21 protein-coding genes are annotated in these 20875 nt (G+C 71.2%); 13 read left to right on the top strand and 8 right to left on the bottom strand.

From position 1 onward, the window contains the following. Positions 1-2: 2 nt before the first annotated feature. Positions 3-611, bottom strand: a complete 609-nt coding sequence (locus NFR93_RS04365) for a PH domain-containing protein (RefSeq protein ID WP_251450335.1) — start codon at positions 609-611, stop codon at positions 3-5. 32 nt (positions 612-643) lie between these two features. Here NFR93_RS04365 and NFR93_RS04360 point away from each other — a divergent pair, with 32 nt between their 5' ends. The 8 genes from NFR93_RS04360 to NFR93_RS04325 all read left to right on the top strand — a co-directional run bounded on the left by NFR93_RS04360 (position 644) and on the right by NFR93_RS04325 (position 9051). Next, positions 644-2422 (top strand): dipeptide ABC transporter ATP-binding protein, encoded by a 1779-nt coding sequence (locus NFR93_RS04360; protein ID WP_251450334.1) that lies wholly within the window; start codon positions 644-646, stop codon positions 2420-2422. Positions 2423-2532: 110 nt separating this feature from the next. Continuing rightward, complete coding sequence (gene typA, locus NFR93_RS04355) at positions 2533-4446, top strand: translational GTPase TypA (RefSeq protein ID WP_251450333.1); 1914 nt, start codon at positions 2533-2535, stop codon at positions 4444-4446. A gap of 77 nt (positions 4447-4523) precedes the next feature. Beyond that, on the top strand, positions 4524-5309 hold the full coding sequence (locus tag NFR93_RS04350) for an AzlC family ABC transporter permease (RefSeq protein WP_251450332.1): 786 nt from the start codon (positions 4524-4526) through the stop codon (positions 5307-5309). Next, positions 5306-5620 carry an AzlD domain-containing protein gene (locus NFR93_RS04345; protein ID WP_251450331.1) on the top strand — a complete coding sequence of 105 codons (315 nt, stop codon included), beginning with the start codon at positions 5306-5308 and terminating at the stop codon, positions 5618-5620. The genes NFR93_RS04350 and NFR93_RS04345 overlap by 4 nt, the downstream gene beginning before the upstream one ends. 23 nt (positions 5621-5643) lie before the next feature. Then, positions 5644-6030 carry a histidinol dehydrogenase gene (locus NFR93_RS04340; protein WP_251450329.1) on the top strand — a complete coding sequence of 129 codons (387 nt, stop codon included), beginning with the start codon at positions 5644-5646 and terminating at the stop codon, positions 6028-6030. Between the two features lie 4 nt (positions 6031-6034). Beyond that, positions 6035-6355, top strand: a complete 321-nt coding sequence (fdxA, locus tag NFR93_RS04335) for a ferredoxin (protein WP_251450328.1) — start codon at positions 6035-6037, stop codon at positions 6353-6355. A gap of 59 nt (positions 6356-6414) precedes the next feature. Next, on the top strand, positions 6415-7527 hold the full coding sequence (dapC, locus tag NFR93_RS04330) for a succinyldiaminopimelate transaminase (RefSeq protein WP_251450326.1): 1113 nt from the start codon (positions 6415-6417) through the stop codon (positions 7525-7527). 225 nt (positions 7528-7752) lie between these two features. Then, positions 7753-9051: a citrate synthase gene (locus tag NFR93_RS04325; protein WP_251450325.1), complete on the top strand. Its 1299-nt coding sequence runs from the start codon at positions 7753-7755 to the stop codon at positions 9049-9051. Here the strand turns inward: NFR93_RS04325 and ppk2 are convergent. Next, complete coding sequence (gene ppk2, locus NFR93_RS04320; RefSeq protein WP_251450324.1) at positions 9033-9866, bottom strand: polyphosphate kinase 2; 834 nt, start codon at positions 9864-9866, stop codon at positions 9033-9035. The genes NFR93_RS04325 and ppk2 overlap by 19 nt on opposite strands. Before the next feature lie 42 nt (positions 9867-9908). Continuing rightward, the gene (gene dapD / locus NFR93_RS04315) at positions 9909-10865 is read right to left on the bottom strand and encodes a 2,3,4,5-tetrahydropyridine-2,6-dicarboxylate N-succinyltransferase (protein ID WP_502846252.1); all 957 of its coding nucleotides are present in this window, start codon (positions 10863-10865) and stop codon (positions 9909-9911) included. A 70-nt stretch (positions 10866-10935) separates the two neighbouring features. Between dapD and dapE the strand changes: the two genes are divergently transcribed. The 3 genes from dapE (at position 10936) to NFR93_RS04300 (ending at position 13458) form a co-directional block, all read left to right on the top strand. Continuing rightward, on the top strand, positions 10936-12006 hold the full coding sequence (gene dapE, locus NFR93_RS04310) for a succinyl-diaminopimelate desuccinylase (RefSeq protein WP_251450323.1): 1071 nt from the start codon (positions 10936-10938) through the stop codon (positions 12004-12006). After that, a complete protein-coding gene (locus tag NFR93_RS04305; protein ID WP_251450322.1) occupies positions 11994-13190 on the top strand; it encodes a putative hexosyltransferase in 1197 nt (398 codons plus the stop codon). The genes dapE and NFR93_RS04305 overlap by 13 nt, the downstream gene beginning before the upstream one ends. Positions 13191-13284: 94 nt before the next feature. Beyond that, on the top strand, positions 13285-13458 hold the full coding sequence (locus NFR93_RS04300; protein ID WP_076490128.1) for a DUF3117 domain-containing protein: 174 nt from the start codon (positions 13285-13287) through the stop codon (positions 13456-13458). Between the two features lie 64 nt (positions 13459-13522). Here NFR93_RS04300 and NFR93_RS04295 read toward each other — a convergent pair whose 3' ends face one another. Then, the gene (locus tag NFR93_RS04295) at positions 13523-14158 is read right to left on the bottom strand and encodes an O-methyltransferase (RefSeq protein WP_251450321.1); all 636 of its coding nucleotides are present in this window, start codon (positions 14156-14158) and stop codon (positions 13523-13525) included. Positions 14159-14228: 70 nt separating this feature from the next. On the opposite strand from NFR93_RS04295, the gene NFR93_RS04290 reads away from it, so the two are divergent. Next, positions 14229-14627 (top strand): twin-arginine translocase TatA/TatE family subunit, encoded by a 399-nt coding sequence (locus tag NFR93_RS04290; protein ID WP_251450320.1) that lies wholly within the window; start codon positions 14229-14231, stop codon positions 14625-14627. A gap of 42 nt (positions 14628-14669) precedes the next feature. Here the strand turns inward: NFR93_RS04290 and NFR93_RS04285 are convergent, their stop codons facing one another. The 3 genes from NFR93_RS04285 to NFR93_RS04275 are packed head-to-tail and all read right to left on the bottom strand — an operon-like array spanning position 14670 to position 17643. Then, complete coding sequence (locus NFR93_RS04285) at positions 14670-15827, bottom strand: Mrp/NBP35 family ATP-binding protein (protein WP_251450318.1); 1158 nt, start codon at positions 15825-15827, stop codon at positions 14670-14672. Continuing rightward, on the bottom strand, positions 15824-16372 hold the full coding sequence (locus tag NFR93_RS04280; protein WP_251450317.1) for a DUF1003 domain-containing protein: 549 nt from the start codon (positions 16370-16372) through the stop codon (positions 15824-15826). Before NFR93_RS04280 ends, NFR93_RS04285 begins: the two co-directional genes overlap by 4 nt. Further along, on the bottom strand, positions 16372-17643 hold the full coding sequence (locus NFR93_RS04275) for a magnesium transporter MgtE N-terminal domain-containing protein (protein WP_251450316.1): 1272 nt from the start codon (positions 17641-17643) through the stop codon (positions 16372-16374). The genes NFR93_RS04280 and NFR93_RS04275 overlap by 1 nt, the downstream gene beginning before the upstream one ends. A gap of 40 nt (positions 17644-17683) precedes the next feature. Between NFR93_RS04275 and NFR93_RS16040 the strand changes: the two genes are divergently transcribed. Further along, positions 17684-19066, top strand: a complete 1383-nt coding sequence (locus NFR93_RS16040; RefSeq protein ID WP_353049895.1) for an alpha/beta family hydrolase — start codon at positions 17684-17686, stop codon at positions 19064-19066. 1 nt (position 19067) lies between these two features. On the opposite strand, the gene NFR93_RS04265 is transcribed toward NFR93_RS16040, so the two are convergent. Beyond that, positions 19068-20798, bottom strand: coding sequence for a gamma-glutamyltransferase family protein (locus NFR93_RS04265; RefSeq protein ID WP_251451474.1), 1731 nt, complete (start codon positions 20796-20798; stop codon positions 19068-19070). Positions 20799-20875: the final 77 nt, after the last annotated feature.

The raw sequence follows: 20875 nt of genomic DNA, 5'->3' as shown, positions 1-20875 counted from the left end.
GATCAGACCACCAGGCCCGCGACGGTGGCCACCGCGAGAGCCGTCAGCACGACGGCCGTCACGGTGTGCCACGTCGCGGTCTCGGCGTCCGGATCCTCGCCGGCGGCCAGCATCCCGGCATCGCGCAGACGCTCCCAGTGTCCGCGGATGACCTGGGCCAGGTTGCCCGTGGGCGTGGACACCGCGTCGCTCGGGCGCAGCGAGCCGTGCTCGCCCAGGGCCGTCGCGCCGACGCCGTCGAAGTCCTTGCTCGCAAGTCCGAGCGTGCGGTGGCGGCCGGGAGCGGGCGTCGCCCACACCTGCACGCGACGGCGGCCCGTGACGAGGGTCAGCGCGTACCGCGTCTGGATGTCACGGATGGCCGGCCACGGGACGAAGTAGGTGCGGAAGACGTTCACCACGGTGATGCCGTGCTCCTGCACCCGCAGCTCCGGGCGCCAGAACAGCGCCCACGCCAGGGCGCCGATGAAGATCACCGGCCACGCGTACCGCACCGCCGAGACGACATCACCCCAGAACAGCGCCGCAACGCCGATGGCGCACACGACGACGGTCACGACAGCGAGAATCCGGCCCCACATCGGCCGGTAGACGACCTCCTGAAACGACATGACCCCAAGTTTCTCAGATGGGAACACACCGCATGACTGACACCACGGGCACCCGCGCACCGCACGAAGCCGGCCCCGAGTCGATCCTCCAGGTCGACGGACTGAACGTCGACTTCTGGGTGGAGGGCGAGTTCTACCCGGCCGCCATCGACATGAACTACCGCGTGGGACGGGGCGAGGTCCTCGCAATCGTGGGAGAGTCCGGGTCCGGCAAGAGCACGAGCTCCATGGCCCTCCTCGGACTCCTCCCCGAGAACGCCCGCGTCACCGGATCGATCACGCTGCAGGGGCGTCAGCTGCGCGGCGTCGACGACGCCACCCTGCGGACGCTGCGCGGCAACGAGATCGCCGTCATCTTCCAGGAGCCGATGACCGCGCTGAACCCCGTCTACACCGTGGGGTTCCAGATCGTCGAGGCGCTGCGCTCGCACGACCGGTCGCTGGCCCCGTCGGAGGCGAAGGACAAGGCGGTCGAGCTGCTCCGGCTCGTCGAGATGCCCGACCCCGACCAGGCGTTCCACAAGTACCCGCATCAGCTGTCGGGCGGTCAGCGTCAGCGCGCCATGATCGCGCAGTCCATCTCGTGCGATCCGCTGCTGCTCATCGCCGACGAGCCCACGACGGCGCTGGACGTCACGGTGCAGGCCGAGATCCTCGACCTCCTCCGCAACCTCCACAAGCGCCTGGACTCGGCGATCATCCTCATCACGCACGACATGGGTGTCGTCGCCGACCTCGCCGACCGCATCATGGTCATGAAGAACGGCGAAGTGGTCGAATCCGGAACGGTCGACGCGATCTTCCACGCCCCGCAGCACCCCTACACCCAGCAGCTGCTGGCATCGGTGCCGCACCTGGGCCTGGGGGTGCTCGAAGAGGTCGAGCACGGTCCCGACCACGTCGAGACCGACACCTCGAGCGTGCCGGTGATCGCCGCCGTCCGCGAACGCGCGTCGCAGGCGGAGCCGGTCGCCGAGGCCCGCACCCCCGTGCTGTCGTTCCAGGACGTGGCCATCGACTACCCCAAGCGGGGGCGCATCCCGGCGTTCCGCGCCGCCGAGCACATCGACCTCGAGATCTACCCCGGCGAGATCATGGGCCTGGTGGGCGAGTCCGGCTCGGGCAAGACCACCCTCGGTCGCGCCGCCATCGGCCTTCTCCCGATCGCCGACGGCACCCTGACCACGGTGGGCGTCGACATCTCGCACGCGTCGCAGAAGGATCTGTTCGCGATCCGCCGCCGCACGGGCATCGTCTTCCAGGATCCGGCGTCGTCGCTGAACCCGCGGATGCCGATCGGCCAGTCCATCGGCGAGCCGCTGCTGCTCTCGGGCGAGGCCAAGGGGGACGCCTTGGATCGGCGCGTGGAGACGCTGCTGGACCAGGTCGAGCTTCCGGCGTCGTACCGCAACCGCTTCCCGCACGAGCTGTCGGGTGGACAGCGGCAGCGTGTGGGCATCGCCCGCGCGCTCGCCCTGGCCCCGGAGCTGCTGATCGCCGACGAGCCCACCTCTGCGCTGGACGTGTCGGTGCAGGCCCGCTTCCTCGACCTGCTGCAGGAGCTGCAGTCGCGCCTCCAGTTCGCGTGCCTGTTCATCAGCCACGACCTCGCGGTGGTGGACATCCTCGCCCACCGCATCAGCGTCATGCACCACGGCAAGCTCGTGGAGACGGGCACGCGCGACCAGATCCTGCGCGGGGCCAAGGACCCGTACACGCAGCGTCTGATCGCCGCGGTCCCGGTGCCGGACCCCGACGAGCAGCGGGTGCGTCGCGAGGCGCGCGCCGCGCTGCTGAAGAGCGCCGGCTGACCCGCCGCGAGGTGGTCCACAGGGCCCTCACGGCGGGCCGACGCGCCGCCTTGTAGACTGGGGGACGGTCCGAATCCGGATCGTCCCCCATTTCTGCAAGGAAACCCCTTATGGCGCGCGCCCTCCGTCCGGACCTCCGCAACGTCGCGATCGTCGCGCACGTCGACCACGGCAAGACGACGCTGGTCGACGCGATGCTCCGTCAGACCGGCTCGTTCGGCGACCACGCCCACGTGGAAGAGCGCGCGATGGACTCGAACGACCTCGAGCGCGAAAAGGGCATCACGATCCTCGCGAAGAACACCGCGATCACCTACAACGGCATCCACACCGACGTCCCGGTAACGATCAACGTCATCGACACGCCCGGTCACGCCGACTTCGGCGGCGAGGTCGAGCGCGGCCTGTCGATGGTCGACGGCGTCGTCCTGCTCGTCGACGCGAGCGAGGGACCGCTGCCGCAGACCCGCTTCGTGCTGCGCAAGGCGCTCGAGGCGAAGCTGCCGGTCATCCTCCTGGTCAACAAGACCGACCGACCGGATGCGCGCATCGCCGAGGTCGAAGAAGAAGCGCACGATCTGCTCCTGGGCCTCGCCTCCGACCTGCACGAGGACGTCCCCGACCTCGACATCGACGCCCTGCTCGACGTCCCCGTGGTCTACGCATCCGGTCGCGCCGGCGCGGCATCGCGCACCCGCCCCGCCAACGGCGACCTGCCCGACAACGACGATCTCGAGCCGCTGTTCGAGGCGATCCTCGCGCACGTCCCGGCGCCCGCCTACGACGACGAGGCGCCCCTGCAGGCGTGGGTCACCAACCTCGACTCCAGCCCGTTCCTCGGGCGCCTGGCGCTCCTTCGCGTGTTCAACGGGACGCTGAAGAAGGGCCAGACGGTCGCCTGGGTCCGCGCGGACGGCTCGACGAGCAATGCGCGCATCACCGAGCTGCTGACGACCCGTGCGCTCGAGCGCTACCCGGCCGAGTCCGCCGGCCCGGGGGACATCGTCGCCATCGCCGGCTTCGAGGACATCACGATCGGCGAGACGATCGCCGACCCCGACGACGTCCGCCCGCTGCCCCCGATCCACGTGGACGAGCCCGCCATCTCCATGACGATCGGCACCAACACCAGCCCCCTGGTCGGCAAGGTGAAGGGTCACAAGCTCACGGCGCGCATGGTCAAGGACCGCCTCGATCGCGAGCTCGTCGGCAACGTGTCGCTGAAGGTCGTCGACATCGGCCGGCCGGACGCCTGGGAGGTGCAGGGACGCGGCGAGCTGGCCCTGGCCATCCTCGTCGAGAACATGCGACGCGAGGGCTTCGAGCTCACGGTCGGCAAGCCCCAGGTCGTCACCCGCAAGGGCGAGGACGGCAAGGTGAAGGAGCCGTTCGAGCACCTGACGATCGACGCCCCCGAGGAGTACCTCGGCGCGATCACCCAGCTCATGGCCGCCCGCAAGGGGCGCATGGACAACATGACCAACCACGGCACCGGCTGGGTGCGCATGGAGTTCATCGTCCCGTCGCGCGGCCTGATCGGCTTCCGCACCGAGTTCCTCTCCACCACGCGCGGCACCGGGATCGCCAACGCGATCTCGCACGGCTACGACGACTGGGCGGGGCACATCGTGACCCGGCAGAACGGCTCGATCGTCGCCGACCGCGCCGGCGTGGTCACCCCCTTCGCGATCATCGCGCTGCAGGAGCGGATGTCGTTCTTCGTCCAGCCCACACAGGAGGTCTACGAGGGCATGGTCATCGGCGAGAACGCGCGCGCCGACGACATGGACGTCAACATCACGAAAGAGAAGAAGCTCACCAACATGCGCTCCTCCACGGCCGACTCGTTCGAGTCGATGACGCCTCCGCGTCAGCTGTCGCTGGAGGAGAGCCTGGAGTTCGCCCGCGACGACGAATGCGTCGAGGTGACCCCCGAGATCGTGCGCATCCGCAAGGTCGTCCTCGACGCCACCGAGCGCGGCCGCGCAGCTTCGCGTCTGAAGCGCCAGGACGCCAACGCCTGACCACCTCGTCGAGCCCCGTGCCACCGATCGTCCGGTGGCACGGGGCTCACGTGTGCGTCGTGGGTAGCATTCGAACGATGGATCACCTGCCCGACATCGACGACGAGGACGCCCACGCCCGACGGGCCGGCCGACAGGGTCTCGGCGTCGCCCTGGCGACCAGTGCGTACGGCGTGTCGTTCGGGGCCCTCGCCGTCGCATCGGGTCTCGACGTCTGGCAGACCTGTCTGCTGAGCCTGTTGATGTTCACCGGCGGCTCGCAGTTCGCCTTCGCCGGAGTCATCGGTGCCGGCGGCGTGGCGGCGGCGCCCGCGGCCATCGCGTCCGCGTCGCTCCTGGGCGTGCGCAACGTCGCCTACGGCGTGAGCATGTCACCGGTGATCGGCACCGGATTCTGGCGCCGCGCGGCCGCCGCGCACTTCACCATCGACGAGTCCACCGCCGTCGCCCTCGCCCAGCGCACCGCCCGCGCGCGCACGGTCGGGTTCTGGGTGACCGGGGTCGGCATCTGGATCGGCTGGAATCTCTCCACCCTCGCCGGCGCACTCCTCGGGGACGTCCTGGGCGACATCCGCTCCTACGGGCTGGACGCCGCCGCGGCCGCCGCCTTCCTCGCGCTGCTGTGGCCGCGACTTCGGCGCCGGCAGCCGATCGTCGTGGGCGTGGCGGCGGCCGTCGTGGCGACTCTGCTAACTCCCGTTCTCATGCCCGGGATGCCGGTGCTCATCGCCGCTGCCGTCGCGGTCGTCGTGGGGTGGACCAACTGGCTCGGACACGACGACGATCCGGCGGTCGCGACGGGGACGACAGCGACACCGGGTCCGCTCGCACGGCCCCATGAACCGTGGGAGGGTCTGCCGTGACGCTTTGGAACGCCGTCCTGGTCGCCTCGATCGTGTGCGTCGCGCTCAAGACGCTCGGCTATCTCGTCCCGCCGCGCTGGCTCGAGGCTCCGCGGCCCGCGCGGATCGCCGATCTGCTGACGGTCGCCCTCCTGGCCGCCCTTGTCGCGGTGCAGACCCTCGCGGCAGGTCAGCAGGTGATCGTGGATGCGCGGGTGCCCGCCGTCCTCGTCGCGGGGGGCCTCCTGCTGCTGCGCGCCCCCTTCCTCGTCGTCGTGGTCGCCGCGGCCGTCGTCGCCGCGGTCCTGCGACTGTGGGGAATCGCCGACTGAGTCCCAGCACCTAGACTGACGCGGTGGGATTCTCGTGGGCGCGCTCCGGAACGTGGGTGGTCGCCCTTCTGGTGGGGGTCGTGTACGGCGTGGCGGGCACGATCGCGCACGCCTACGCGCTGGCGTGGTTCCCCCTCGGCCTGATCCTCGCCGTGGTCGGCTCCGGCGCTCTGCTCCTGGCCGTCCGGCTGCTGACCGCCGACCGCTGGGCCGCGCTCGGCACGGGGCTGGGCATGATGACGGCGACGCTCGTCTTCTCGGGGCGAGGGCCAGGCGGTTCCATCGTCGTGCCGCAGACCCTCCTCGGGACGGTGTGGACGATCGCCCTCCCGCTCATGGTCGCGATCGTGGTGGCATGGCCCGATCGTGTCGCTGCGCGGCGAGACATCGACAGCGAGCAACTAGACTGACTCCGTGACGTACGTGATCGCCCTTCCCTGCGTGGACGTCAAGGACCGCGCCTGCATCGACGAATGCCCGGTGGACTGCATCTACGAGGGCGACCGGATGCTGTACATCCACCCCGACGAGTGCGTGGACTGCGGCGCATGCGAACCGGTCTGCCCGGTCGAGGCGATCTACTACGAAGACGACCTGCCCGACGAGTGGCAGGACTACTACAAGGCCAACGTCGAGTGGTTCGACGAGGTCGGCTCGCCCGGCGGCGCCGCGAAGGTGGGCGTGATCCACAAGGATCACCCGATCATCGACGCCCTGCCGCCGCAGGCCCCGTGACCGTCGCACACCCCTTGGCCTTCATCGGTCGACCGTCGATCACCGGGCGGAGCTGACCGATGAGCGTCGCCGACCTCGCCGATTACCCGTGGGACGCCGTCGCACCGTATGCCGCTCGCGCACGGGCGCACCCGGATGGGATCGTGGACCTCTCGATCGGCTCTCCGGTCGACGTCACGCCGCCGGTGGTGGCCGATGCGCTGCGCGCGGCGACCGACGCGCACGCGTACCCGCAGACGATGGGCACTCCCGCGCTGCGCGAGGCGATCGCGGCGTGGTACGCCCGACGCCGCGGCGTTCCGGGTCTCACGCTCGACCAGGTCCTGCCGACCGTCGGTTCGAAGGAGCTCGTCGCGCTGCTGCCCCTGCTGCTGGGTCTCGGTCCGGGCGACGCGGTGGTGCACCCCCGCGCGGCCTACCCGACCTACGAGGTCGGGGCGACCCTGGTGGGTGCGCGCGCGGTCGCGGCCGACGATCCGGGGGAGTGGCCGAGCGATGCGCGGCTCATCTGGATCAATTCGCCCGGCAACCCCGACGGCCGGGTGTGGGACGCCCCGTCGCTGCGCCGAGCGGTCGCGCGGGCTCGTGAGCTGGGTGCGGTCCTCGCCTCGGACGAGTGCTACGCGGAACTCGGCTGGGACGCGCCGTGGGACCGCGAGCCGATCCCGTCGGCCCTGGATCCGCGCGTGACCGGCGGCGACAGCCACGGCATCCTGTCGGTCTACTCGCTCAGCAAGCAGTCCAATCTCGCCGGGTACCGCGCGGCCTTCCTCGCGGGCGATCGCGAGATCGTGGCTTCACTGCTCACGGCGCGCAAGCACCTGGGCCTCATGCTGCCGGCACCCGTGCAGGCGGCCATGACCGTCGCGCTCGGCGACGACGCCCACGTCGCCGCGCAGAAGGAGGTCTATCGCCTCCGACGCGCTCAGCTCAAACCCGCGGTCGAGGCGGCCGGCTTCCGCGTCGATCGCAGCGAGGCGGGCCTCTACCTGTGGGCGACCGAGGGGCGCGACGCCTGGGAGTCGCTCGAAAGGCTCGCGGACCTCGGGATCCTCGCGGGACCCGGTCACTTCTACGGCGCGCACTTCACCCGGCACGTTCGGCTGTCGCTCACCGCCACGGACGAGCGCATCGCCGCGGGCGCGGCGAGGCTTCGCGCCGTGGCCTCGTGACCGGGGGAGCGGCCGGACGCATCGCGGATCGCGATGCGGAGGATTCCTCCATCGGATCCCCGGCGGCTTTGGTCGTGTCCGCAGTGGTCTCCCACTCCCAGTAGGCTGTACGAAGCGGCGGCACGGCACCCCGGCCCCGCACCGGCTCGCAGAAGGCGCCACCGAAGGTGCGTCGCAGAGGCGGACGACACCCCCCGGAACGACCAGAGATCGCGAGGAGGCGCCGTGAGCGAAGCGGGCACCCAGCAGGAGAAGGCCAGCCTCACCGTCGGAGGGAAGACGGCCGAATTCCCGGTGCTGCGCGGCACGGACGGCATCCCGAGCGTCGACATCACCACGCTCACCCGCCAGACGGGCTTCACCACGCTCGACTACGGCTTCGTCAACACGTCGGCGACCAAGTCCGCCGTCACCTTCATCGACGGCGACCAGGGGATCCTCCGTTACCGCGGCTACCCGATCGAGCAGCTGGCCACGCACTCCAGCTACCTCGAGGTGGCCTGGCTGCTCATCTACGGCGATCTGCCGAGCGCCGACGAACTCGCCGCCTTCGATGAGCGCATCCGCCGTCACACGCTGCTGCACGAGGATCTCAAGCGCTTCTTCTCCGCGCTGCCGCACAACGCGCACCCCATGTCGGTGCTGTCGTCGGCGACCGCGGCGCTTTCGACCTACTACGAGAACGAGTCCGACCCCAACAACCCCGAGCACGTCGAGCTCAACACGATCCGCATGCTGGCCAAGCTCCCGGTCATCGCGGCGTACGCGCACAAGAAGAGCGTGGGTCAGGCCTTCCTCTACCCCGACAACTCGCTGAGCTTCGTCGACAACTTCCTGAAGCTGAACTTCGGCGTTCTCAGCGAGCTCTACGAGATCAACCCCGTGATGTCGCGCGCCCTCGAGCGACTGCTCATCCTCCACGAGGACCACGAGCAGAACGCGTCGACGTCGACGGTGCGCCTGGTCGGCTCCACCGGCGCCAACCAGTTCTCGTCGATCTCGGCCGGCATCAACGCCCTGTACGGTCCGCTGCACGGCGGCGCGAACGAGGCCGTGCTGTCGATGCTCGCCCGCATCCAGGACTCCGGCGAGAGCGTGCAGCGCTTCGTCGAGCGGGTGAAGAACAAGGAGGACGGGGTGAAGCTCATGGGCTTCGGGCACCGCGTCTACAAGAACTACGACCCCCGCGCCAAGCTCGTCAAGGAATCCGCCGACGAGGTGCTCGAGGCTCTCGGGGTGAGCGATCCCCTGCTGGATCTCGCGAAGGAGCTCGAGGAGATCGCCCTCAACGACGACTACTTCAAGGAGCGTCGCCTGTACCCGAACGTCGACTTCTACACCGGCGTCATCTACAAGGCGATGGGCTTCCCCACCCGCATGTTCACCGTGCTGTTCGCGATCGGGCGGCTCCCCGGCTGGCTCGCACACTGGCGCGAGATGCAGTCCGACCCGCAGACCAAGATCGGGCGCCCGCAGCAGCTCTACACGGGAGCCGCCGCGCGCGACTACCCCGGCGCGGTCTGACCCGACTCCCTCGGCTTCGCCGCCACCGCCGTGGCGGCGTAGTCGGGCACCTGCGTCGTGAGTTCGCGCGGCGGACGCTCGTAGCCGCCGTCCTCGGGGCGTGAGGGGATCACGACCTCCGGGCGCTGGACCGGCTGCCACGGGATCGCCGCGAGAAGGTGGGCGATCATGTTGATGCGCCCGCGGCGCTTATCCTCGTTGTCGACCTCGAACCAGGGCGCCTCGGGGATGTCGGTGTGCACGAACATCGTGTCCTTCGCGCGCGAGTAGTCCTGCCACTTCGTGATCGACAGCACGTCGTTGGGACTGAGCTTCCACCGGCGCATCGGATCTTCGGCGCGGGAGCGGAACCGCTTCTCCTGCTCGACGTCCGACACGCTGAACCAGTACTTCACGAGCATGATCCCGTCCTCGACCAGCATCCGCTCGAAGATCGGCGCCTGGTGCAGGAACCGGTGGTACTCCGCGTTCGTGCAGAAGCCCATGACGTGCTCCACGCCGGCGCGGTTGTACCACGAGCGGTCCATCAGCACGATCTCGCCGGCCGCCGGCAGGTGGGCGACGTAGCGCTGGAAGTACCACTGCGTGCGCTCGCGCTCGGTCGGAGACGGGAGGGCGACGATGCGCGTCACGCGGGGATTGAGGTACTCCGAGACGCGCTTGATCGTCGAGCCCTTGCCTGCGGCGTCACGGCCCTCGAAGATCACGACGATGCGGGCCCCGGTGGCCTGGACCCAGGCCTGCATGTCGACCAGCCGGGCCTGCAGCTGTTTGAGCTCGCGCTCGTAGACGTCCTTCGCCAGTCGTTTCGCCACGACAGCCCCTCTCGCCCGCGCCCTTCGGCGTGTGAGAGAACTCTAGGCGTGCAGGGCCTCGTTGAGCGTGACGCCCACGCCCGCGCGACGGACGGCTTCGATCGCCCCGCTGAGGGAGTTCCGGCGGAACAGGATGCCGTCGCGTCCCGACAGCTCCGCGCCCTTCACCGCGGGGCGATCGCCCTGCGCGGTGGGAGCCTCGTCCGCGAGCACGATCTTCGAGCCCGCCGTGACGTACAGCCCCGCCTCGACGACGCAGTCGTCGCCGAGCGAGATGCCGACCCCGGCGTTGGCGCCCAGGAGGGTGCGGGCCCCGATCGAGACCCGGTGGGCGCCGCCCCCCGAGAGCGTCCCCATGATCGACGCACCGCCGCCGATGTCGCTGCCGTCGCCGACCACCACCCCCTGCGAGATCCGGCCCTCGACCATGCTCTGGCCCAGGGTCCCCGCGTTGAAGTTCACGAACCCCTCGTGCATGACGGTGGTGCCGGGCGAGAGGTAGGCGCCGAGCCGCACGCGCGACGCGTCGGCGATGCGGACGCCGGCGGGGGTGACGTAGTCGAGCAGTCGGGGGAACTTGTCCAGCCCCTGCACCTGGATGCCGTCGCGCTGCAGGAACGGGCGCAGCCGGGTCAGGTCGTCGGGGTGCATCGGGCCCGAGGTGGTCCAGGCCACGTTCGGCAGGTGGGCGAACACGCCGTCGAGGTTCAGCTCGTTGGGACGCACCAGTCGCAGCGACAGCGCATGAAGCCGCAGGTAGGCGTCCGAGGTGCTCTGGGGCGCGGCATCCAGATCGACCTCGACCGTGACCACCTCGACCGCCACCTCGCGGCGGGGGTCCTCCACCGCGAGCTGCTCGAGCTGGGCCGGAGGCTTCGCCCGGTCGAACCCGGTGGGGATGCGCCCGGCGGTCAGCTCGGGGAACCACGTGTCCAGGACGGTGCCGTCCTGCCGGATCGTCGCCAGTCCCGTGCCCCACATCCACCGCTCATCGCTCATGCCTCAACCGTACCGAAGCGAGCCGCCCCGTTCCGCTCGGGGGTCGCCGCCGCCTCGCTAGACTCGGGGGATGCCGGTGCTCGATCTGTCCGTTTCCGCCGTCGACCTCACCCGCACGATCTGCGACATCCCGAGCGTCTCGGATGACGAGACCCCGCTCGCGGACGCGATCGAGGCCGCCGTCCGGCAGCTGCCGCACCTGAGTGTGCACCGCGACGGCGACACCATCGTCGCCCGCACCGACCTCGGGCGTGCGCAGCGCGTGGTGATCGCCGGACACATCGACACGGTGCCGATCAACGGGAACGTGCCCACGCGCGACATCGAGATCGAGGGCGAACCGTACGTGTGGGGTCGCGGCACCGTCGACATGAAGGCCGGGGTCGCCGTGCAACTCGTACTCGCGGCCGAGCTCGTCGAGCCCCGGGTGGACATCACATGGATGTGGTACGACCACGAGGAGGTGGATGCCGCGCGCAACGGCCTCACCCGTCTGGCGGCCGCGCGCCCCGACCTCTTCGCCGCTGACTTCGCCATCCTCGGCGAGCCCTCCAACGGACAGGTGGAGGGCGGGTGCAACGGCACGCTCCGCGCGATCGTGCGCACCGACGGGGTCCGCGCCCACAGCGCGCGGGCGTGGGTCGGCGAGAACGCCATCCACAAGGCCGCTCCGGTCCTCGTCCGTCTCGCCGAGTACCGGCCCCGAGAGATCGAGGTCGACGGCCTCGTCTACCGTGAGGGGCTGAACGCGGTGGGGATCTCGGGCGGGATCGCGGGGAACGTCATCCCCGACGCCTGCGAGGTAGAGGTGAACTTCCGGTTCGCACCGAGCCGCAGCGGCGAGCAGGCCGAACAGCACGTGCGCGACGTCTTCGAGGGCTTCGACGTGGAGATCGTCGACCTGTCGCCGGGAGCACGTCCCGGCCTGGACGCGCCCCTCGCGCAGGAGTTCGTGGCGTCGGTGGGAGCCGAACCGCGACCGAAGTACGGCTGGACCGATGTCGCCCGCTTCAGTGCGATGGGCGTCCCGGCCGTCAACTACGGTCCGGGCGATCCGCAGCTCGCCCACCACGACGAGGAGCGCGTGCCGGTGGCGCAGATCGAGGATGTCGAGCGCGGACTGCGCGTGTGGCTGACCTGAGCCCCGCGCGGTGGCCGGTCGCGGCCCGCATCGCGGTGATCTACCTCGCCGCCCGGGTCGTCACCACCGGGTTCCTGCTGCTGGCCGCCGAACTGTCCACCCCGGCATCCCGCTTCGGCGCCGACGCGGACCTCGCCGCCCTCCTCGGCGGCTGGGATGCGCAGTGGTACGGCTACATCGCCTGGGCGGGGTACCCGTCCGAGCTGCCACGGACGGATGAGGGGCTGATCGCTGAGAACCAGTGGGCCTTCATGCCGGTCTACGCCTATCTCGCCGCCGGCGTCGGCGCGCTGTTCGGATCATGGCTGACGGGCGCGGTGATCGTCTCACTCGTGGCCGGGTACGGCGCGTGCCTCATCCTGCACCGCCTGCTGCGCGAGCGGCTGGACGACACCGCCGCGACCTGGGCGGTGGTGTTCTTCGCGTGCGCCCCGCTCGCGGCGCTGTTCCACGTCGGGTACGCCGAGTCGCTGTTCCTGCTCCTGCTCTTCCTCGCTCTGTGGGCGGTCGTGCGCCGGAAGTTCGTGTGGCTCTACGCGCTCATCCCGCTCATGGGCTACACCCGCCCCGGCGTCCTCGCCTTCGCGCTGTTCCTCGGCCTCTACGGCATCCACCGGTGGTTCACGCGGCGGCGCGACCCGCTGCCGAGGCTCCAGATCGTTCACATCGTGGTCGCCGGCATGCTCGCGGTCGTGATCGGCTTCTCGTGGCAGGTCATCGCGGGGGTGGTGACCGGCGACCCCGCCGCCTACCTCGAGACCGAGCTCGCCTGGCGCCGGGGGTGGGTCGGCGCCGACGGGCACTTCGTGCCCTTCGCCGGCTTCATCGAGGCAGCGGCGATGTGGTTCGGGCTATGGGGCCTCGGCCCGGTGCTGGGCTACGTCGCGCTCGCGTTCGGCGTCGCCGGTATCGCCGCGCTGCTGGCGTTCGCTCCGCCGGTGAGGCGGCTCGGGCCCGAGATCCGGCTGTGGTCGGCGTCGTACGTCGTCTATCTGCTGGCGGTGTTCTTCCCGCAGTCGAGCATCTTCCGGCTCCTCGTGCCGCTGTCCCCGCTGTGGGGAGCGGTCGCCGTGCCGCGGTCACCGTGGTGGCGCGCCGGCGTCCTGGTGGCGAGTCTGGCGGGTCAGTGGTGGTGGATCTACAACATGTACGCCCTCGGGAACACCTACTGGCAGATCCCGTGAGCCGGGTACCCGGGTCGTGGCGCGGCGCGGATTATCCCTCATCAGAGCCGGGGGATAAACTTGACAGGCTGACCCTCGAAGTAAAGGAGCCGCTATGGCAGCCATGAAGCCGCGAACCGGAGACGGGCCGATGGAGGCAGTGAAGGAGGGTCGCCTCATCATCGTGCGCGTTCCGCTCGAAGGCGGCGGACGTCTCGTCGTCTCGGTGAACGACGCTGAGGCCAAGGAGCTCTACGACGTCCTTGGCGGTGTGGTGGGCGCCGCCTGATTCCATCGTTCCGCGGAAAGGCCGGTCTTCGGACCGGCCTTTTCTCGTGCGCCGCTGCGCGCGCTCAGTCGGTCGGGACAGTGGTGAGCTGCAGCAGGCCCTCGCCGACGATCGAGAGCGCGCCGATGACGGCCGGCGACGCCTGCGTCTCCTGGATGAGCGAGCGGTAGGCGGTCGTGACGGCATCGCGGCGCACCGGGTCGGCGACCGCCCCGTTGCCGAGGACGCGCGGAACGAGCACGGTGCCGCCGGCGCGGACGAGCCGCAGGCCGTGTTCGACGTACTCGATGACACCGTCGGGGTCGGCGTCGACGAGCACGATGTCGTAGGACGCCTCGTTCATGCGGGGGAGGACATCGGATGCACGGCCCGTGATGAAACGCGCGCGTGCCGCAGGAACCTTCGCCTCGGCGAACGCGCGACGAGCCATTGCCAGGTGCTCGGGCTCGCTGTCGATCGTGGTGAGGGTGGCCCGTGGCGAGCCGCGGAGAAGCCAGAGACCCGAGACGCCGGCGCCGGTTCCGATCTCGACGATGTTCAGGGCTTTCGCCACTGCCGAGATGACCGCGCACTGCGCGCCGACCTCGGGACTGATGGGCGTCGCGCCGACTTCGAGCGCGTGCGCGCGTGCGCGCGCGATGTGCTCGGGCTCGACCGTCGCCTCGGCGGCGAATCGGTGGTTGGCGTCGTGCTCGGGCATATGTCCTCCGGCGCTCAGCCTACGCGCCGCGGCGTGCGACGCCCGGTCGGCGCGGCGGTAACCTGAACACATGTTCTTCGGCCTCACGATCGAGAAGCTGCTGCTCATCGGGGTGATCGCAGCGCTCATCGTCGGTCCGGAGAGGCTGCCCCGCTATGCGGAGTCGCTCGCGCTGTTCACCAAGCGCGCTCGGGAGTGGGTGTCCACGGCCAAGACCCGCGTCAAGGACGAGATGGGCGAGGACTTCGACGACGTGGACTGGCGGACGCTCGATCCGCGACGCTACGACCCGCGCCGCATCATCAAAGAGGCGCTCCTCGACGACGCGCCGGTCGCCACCGTCCGCGCCGCGCAGACGGCCGCGGTCGCCTCCTCGGCGCTGGCCGCTCCGGTGCCCTCACCCTTCGCCGGTCCCGCCTCCGGGCGCGAGCCCGGTGCCGTCCCGCCCTACGACACCGAAGCCACCTGACCCGCGCTGGTACTTCCGCCGGATGTCCGCCGTGCGCGCCGGTCAGAGCGGCCGCATCGGCAGGGAGCGACCCGACAGGCCCCGCGGCGCCGCCGCGATCGACGCCGCCAGGGACCGGATCGCCGCGGAGGCCGGATCGTCCGGGTGCGAGAGCACGGCGGGGATGCCGGCGTCGGCGTCGCGACGCAGGTCGGGACTGAGGGGGATCGACGCCAGCAGTGGCACGTCGTCACCGAGCACACGCGCGACGGCGGCACCGCCGCCGCTGCCGAAGAGGTCGAGCACCGTGCCGTCGGGCAGGGTCATCGCAGCCATGTTCTCGACGACGCCGATCACCCGCTGACCGGTCTGACGGGCGACGAGGCCGCTGCGCACGGCGACATCGGATGCCGCGGTCTGCGGTGTCGTGACGACGAGCACGTCGGCGTGGGGGAGCAGCTGGCCGACCGAGATCGCGACGTCTCCCGTTCCCGGCGGCATGTCCAGCAGCAGCACGTCCAGATCGCCGAAGTACACGTCGGTGAGGAACTGCTGCACGGTGCGGTGGAGCATCGGACCGCGCCACGCGACGGCGCCCAGGGGCCCGTCGGCGTCTCCTCGCCGCAGGAACATCCCGATCGAGATCGTCTTCACCCCGTGGGCGACCGGCGGGAGCATCAGCTCGTCGATGCGTGTGGGCTGCACGGCTCCGCCGTCGGGAGCGGTGAGGCCGAGCAGAGCCGGGATGGAGAATCCGTGCACGTCCGCGTCGATCAGGCCGACCGCGAGTCCCCGCTCGGCGAGCGCGACGGCGAGGTTCGCGGTGACGGTGGACTTGCCCACACCGCCCTTGCCGCTGGTGACGGCGATGACGCGCGTCAGACTGTCGGGGCCGAAGGGCATCTCGCGAGTGGCGCGGCCGCCGCGGAGCTTCTCCGTCAGGCCACGGCGCTCGTCGGGCGACATGACGCCGACGTTCAGCACCACCTCGTCGATCCCGGGGACGGAGGCGGCGGCCGCGGTCACTTCGCGCGAGATCCGGTCGGCCGCGGGGCACCCGACGATCGTCAGCGCGATGCCGACGGTCGCGATCGCCCCATCGACCCTGATGTCACGCAGCATGTCCAGCTCGGCGAGGGGGCGACGCAGCTCGGGGTCGGACACCGCGCCGACCGCACGGCGGACGGCGTCGGCCGCGCCGACTCCATCGATGTCGCTCACGACGAACGGTCCCGGTTCGTCTCGGCCGGGGGAGCCGCATCCGGATCAGGCCCGATGCTCTCCAGGAGCTGCCTGAGCTCGGCTCGGAGCACATCCTTCGTGATGGCGTCGTTGCGGTAGTCGCTGACCGCCATCCGCAGCGCCACGATCTCGCGCGCCAGATACTCGGTGTCGGCGAGGTTGCGCTCGGCACGCTGGCGGTCCTGCTCGATCTGGACACGATCCCGGTCGTCCTGACGGTTCTGCGCGAGCAGGATGAGGGGAGCGGCGTACGAGGCCTGCAGCGACAGCACGAGAGTCAGCGCGGTGAAGCCGAACTCCTGCGAGTCGAAGCGCCACGCGACCGGGGCGGCGGTGTTCCACACGATCCACCCGACGCAGAAGAGGGTCAGCCCGAGCAGGAACGCCGGGGTGCCCATATTCCGCGCGATCCACTCGGTGAAGCGGCCGAAGCGGTCGCGCGACGGCTGAGGGGTCCGCGGTGCCAGCACGCCCCCGCGTCCGCGGGGGGCGTCCAGCGAGACCCGGCGGGAGCTGCGGGCCATCAGCGCACCCCCTGTCGCGGCGAGCGGGTGCGGGGTGCGGCATCCTGGGATCGCCAGTCATCGGGCAGCAGGTAGTCGAGCACGTCGTCGATCGAGACCGCGCCCACCAGTCGGTGCGCCTGATCGATGACCGGCACCGACACGAGGTCGTAGCTGGCGAGGAGGCGCGCGACCTCGGCGGCCGTGGCCGTGGAGGCCACCGGCTCGACGCTGTCGTCGATGATCGCGCCGATCCGCTCGTGCGGCGGGTAGCGCAGCATCCGCTGGAAGTGCACCGTCCCGAGCAGGCGACCCGTGGGGGTCTCGTACGGGGGAAGCGTGACGAAGACGGATGCCGCGAGGGCGGGATGCAGCTCGTGACGCCGGATGAGGGCGAGAGCCTCGGCGACGGTCGCATCGGCGGGGAGGATGATCGGCTCGCTCGTCATCAGACCGCCGGCCGTGTCGGGGCCGTACTTCAGCAGCTCGCGGACGTCCTCGGCCTCTTCGGGCTCCATCAGATCGAGGAGCTGCTCGAGGCGGCCCTCGGGGAGCTGTCCGAGAAGGTCGGCGGCGTCGTCGGGCTCCATCGCGTCGAGGATGTCGGCGGCACGCTCGTCGCCCAGCTGCTCGAGGATGTGGATCTGCTCGTCCTCGGGCATCTCTTCGAGGGCGTCGGCGAGCCGGTCGTCGGGCAGCTCCTCGGCGACTTCGAGGAGCCGCTCCTCGGGCAGATCGAGCAGCGTGTTGGCGAGGTCCGCGGGCTTCAGCTCGGAGTAGGTGGCCACGAGCTGCTCGGCGGACTGGGCCTCGCCCGGCGTCTGCTGCTCGCGGACGTCGCTCCACGTGGCGAACGTCGTCGGTCCCTTCGCGAAGGGCGACGCGCTCGTCTTCGGGCGCCTGAGGAACAGCTGACCGACGTCCCACTCGCCGAGCCGGTTCCGCTCGATGGCGACGTCCTCGATGACGGCGTGACCCGACCCGTCGCGGAGGAAGACCTTGCGTCCGAGCATCTCGGCCATGACGCGCACCTCTCCGCCGCGCTGCTCGAACCGCCGCACGTTGATGAGGCCGGTGGTGATCACCTGGCCGGTCGCGATCGAGGTGACGCGGCCGATCGAGAGGAACACGTGGCGTCGTCCCGGGATCTCGATCACGAGGCCGACCACGCGCGGCGGATCGTCCTTGCGGTAGATGACGACGACGTCGCGCACCTTGCCGACGCGGTCGCCGGAGGGGTCGAAGACCGTGCACCCGGTCAGGCGCGCGACGAAAACCCTCTGCGTGCTCACCTCCCCAGAGTAGCCCGGGGGAGCGTGGGAGGATGGGAGCATGACCATGATGGGCGGACGCTTCCCGCAGGGCAAGGACGAGGTCGGACAGACCGTCGCCGGATACCCCACCTACGAGGCCGCGCAGAAGGCGGTGTCGGCGCTCATCGCCGCCGATGTCCCCGCGCGGGAGATCGCGATCGTCGGCAAGGGACTGCGATCGATCGAGCGGGTCACCGGGCGCCTCGGCTACGCCGCCGCCGCCCGCTCGGGCGCGGTCAACGGGCTTCTGCTGGGAATGCTGTTCTCGGCGATCCTCGTGATCGGCAGCCCGACCGTCCCCATCCAGGCCTTCGTCGGCGTGCTGTTCGTGGGCATCGCGATCGGGATGCTGCTGAGCCTGGTCACCTACTCCCTCGTCCGCCGCCGTCGCGACTTCGCCTCGGTCATGCAGGTCGCCGCCGACCACTACGAGGTGACGGTCTCCGCTGCGAGCCTGAACCGCGCACGCGGCATCCTCAACGCCCCGGGCGCCGCGTCCGAGAGCACGCCGACCGCGGCATCCGACCCGCCCCCCGCGGCCCCGGCCCGCGCCGCGCCAGAGGCGCCCCCGACCGAGCGCCGCGCTGCAGGGAGCGGATCACCCCGCCTGCCCGCTCGGGTGACGGCTCGGGTGCGCCGGAGACCGCCGCACCCGGCGCCTCCCGGGCCCCGCCTCCCCGAACCCCGCCGGTCCGGACCCCGCGGCTCCGGACCGGGCCCCCGGGCGATGACCTCCGCCGGCGCGCTGAACGTGCCGGTCGACCTTCCCACCGGTCGCGTCGAGACCGTCGCGTGGCACGAGCGCGCCGAGGCCGGATGGGCGACCATGGCGATCGCCCACGGCGCAGGCGCCGGCTCGTCGCATCCGTTCCTCGTGGGTTTCGCCGCCGGCATGCGCGGCGAGGGCGTCTCGACGCTGCGCTTCGACTTCCCCTATCTCACCGCGGGGCGTCGGATGCCGGGGCCGCCCGCTCACGCCGTCGCGACATGGCGGGCCGTCGCCGCGCTGGCCGCCGACCTCGACCGGTCCCCGCTCTGGGCTGCGGGCAAGTCGTACGGCGGTCGGATGGCCTCGATGGCGGCGGCGGAGGGCGCGATCTCACCGGCGGGGCTGGTGTACCTCGGCTATCCGCTGCACCCGCCGGGACGGCCCGACAAGCCTCGCGCGGCGCACCTGCCGCGCGTCGCGCAGCCGCAGCTGTTCGTCGAAGGCACCCGCGATCCGTTCATCGACCCCCATGCGCAACTGGTCGACGCGCTGGCGGCGTGCGCCGATGCCCGCATCGCGTGGGTCGAGGGCGCAGGGCACTCCTTCGAGGTGGCAGGGCGGCGCCGCGATGCCGCCACGATCGGCGCCGAGCTGGCGCCGATCGTGGCGGCGTGGATGCGCGAGCGCTCCTGAGTCAGCGCCCGGCGGCGTAGCCCTGCATGCCCCGCGGGTTGGCGGCGGCCCACAGCACGCCGCGTGCGCGGTCGATCCCCACGGCGGACAGGCGACCGAGGCGCCAGTCCCCGGCGCGGGTGACGTCGTGGCCGCGGCGACGGAGCGCTTCGATGACCTCGTCGCCCAGGCGATCCTCGACCACGACGCCCGCTGGATCCCACGTGCGCGGCCAGAACGAGTCCACCAGGGCGGTGGTGTGCAGGGTGGGGGCGTCGATCGCCTCCTGCGCGCTGTAGCCGCCGGCGAGCATGCGCAGGATCATCGGCAGCTGCCATTGGTCCTGCTGGTCGCCGCCGGGCGTGCCCATGGCGCAGACGGCGGCGCCGTCGCGGAGGACGAGGGTCGGGGTGAGCGTCGTGCGGGGGCGTGCCCCCGGACGCAGCGCCGAGGGCGACCCCGGATCGAGCCATGTCATCTGCAGGCGCGTTCCCAGGCAGAAGCCGAGCTCGGGGATCGTCGGCGAAGACTGCAGCCACCCGCCCGACGGCGTGACCGACACGATGTTCCCCCAGCGGTCCACCACGTCGATGTGGCACGTGTCGCCGCGCGTGACGCCGTCGCGGGCGACCGTGGGCTCGCCGGCCCCGGCGAACGACACGGTCTCATCGGCGGTGCGTCGAAGCGGGGGCCGGAACGGCTCCGCGTCGCCGAGCCGACCCGGGCGCCACTCCCGCGACGCCGCGGCCCCGATCGCGTCCCGTCGCCCCGCGATGAAGGCCTCGTCCAGCAGCGCGGCGACATCGACGTCTTCGCCGAAGTGCGCGTCGCGGTCGGCCAGGACGAGCTTGAGCGTCTCGACGACCGTGTGCGCGCCGCGCTCGGTCGACACGTCGAGGTCCTCGTCCGCGAGCGGTTCGAGGATCCGCAGCGCCTCGAGCAGGGCGGGGCCCTGGCACCAGGCGCCCGCCTTGGCCACGACGTGCCCGCGGAACGCCGTGGTGGCGGCATCCTCGTACGACGCGCGGAACTCGCCGAAGTCGGCCGCCGAGATCACGGCCGAATGGTCGGTGCCGGACGAGTGCCGGTGCGGGACGGCGAGGAAGGCGGCGGCGGCCTGCGCGACGCGCCCCGTCGCCCACTCGTCGCGCGCGGCATCGATGCGGTCGGCACGGGTGGTGCCGTCGGTGCCGGCGTAGACGAGCTCTTCCAGCACCGTCGCATAGGCGGGGTTGCGGTGCAGCTCCCCGGCGGCGGGCACCCGTCCCTCCGGCAGCCACAGCGCGGCCGAGCTCGGCCAGTGGTCGCGGAACAGCTCGGCGACCCGGGCGATCGTGGCGGCGGCGGTGGGCAGCAGCGGGGCGCCGTCCCGCGCGTACCCGATCGCGGGTGCGAGGACCTCGGACAGCTCGAGCGTGCCGTGATCGCGGAGAAGCAGGAGCCATGCGTCCACGGCGCCGGGCACGGCTGCGGCGAGGCCGCCCGCTCCGGGGACGAGGTCGAGGCCTTGGGAGCGGAAGTGCTCGATGTCGGCGCCGGCCGGCGCCGGTCCCTGGCCCATCAGCACGACCGGGGTCCCCGGGTCGGCGGCCGTGGCGAACAGACCGACCAGGTCGCCGCCGGGGCCGTTCAGGTGCGGTTCGACGATGTGGAGCACGAATCCGCCCGCCACGGCGGCGTCGAAGGCGTTGCCGCCGCGCTCGAGCATCGCCTGCGCGGCCGCGGTGGCGATCCAGTGCGTCGACGCGGCCATCCCGAAGGTGCCGGTGAGGGTCGGGCGCGTCGTGAAGGCCGACGGCGGGGTGAACGCGGGCGACGGGGTGGAGACGG

The sequence above is a fragment of the Microbacterium sp. Marseille-Q6648 genome (assembly GCF_943181415.1).
Lineage (GTDB): Bacteria > Actinomycetota > Actinomycetes > Actinomycetales > Microbacteriaceae > Microbacterium.
The sequence above is the reverse complement of the archived record's forward strand: the minus strand, read 5'-3'. Positions and strand labels throughout refer to the sequence as shown.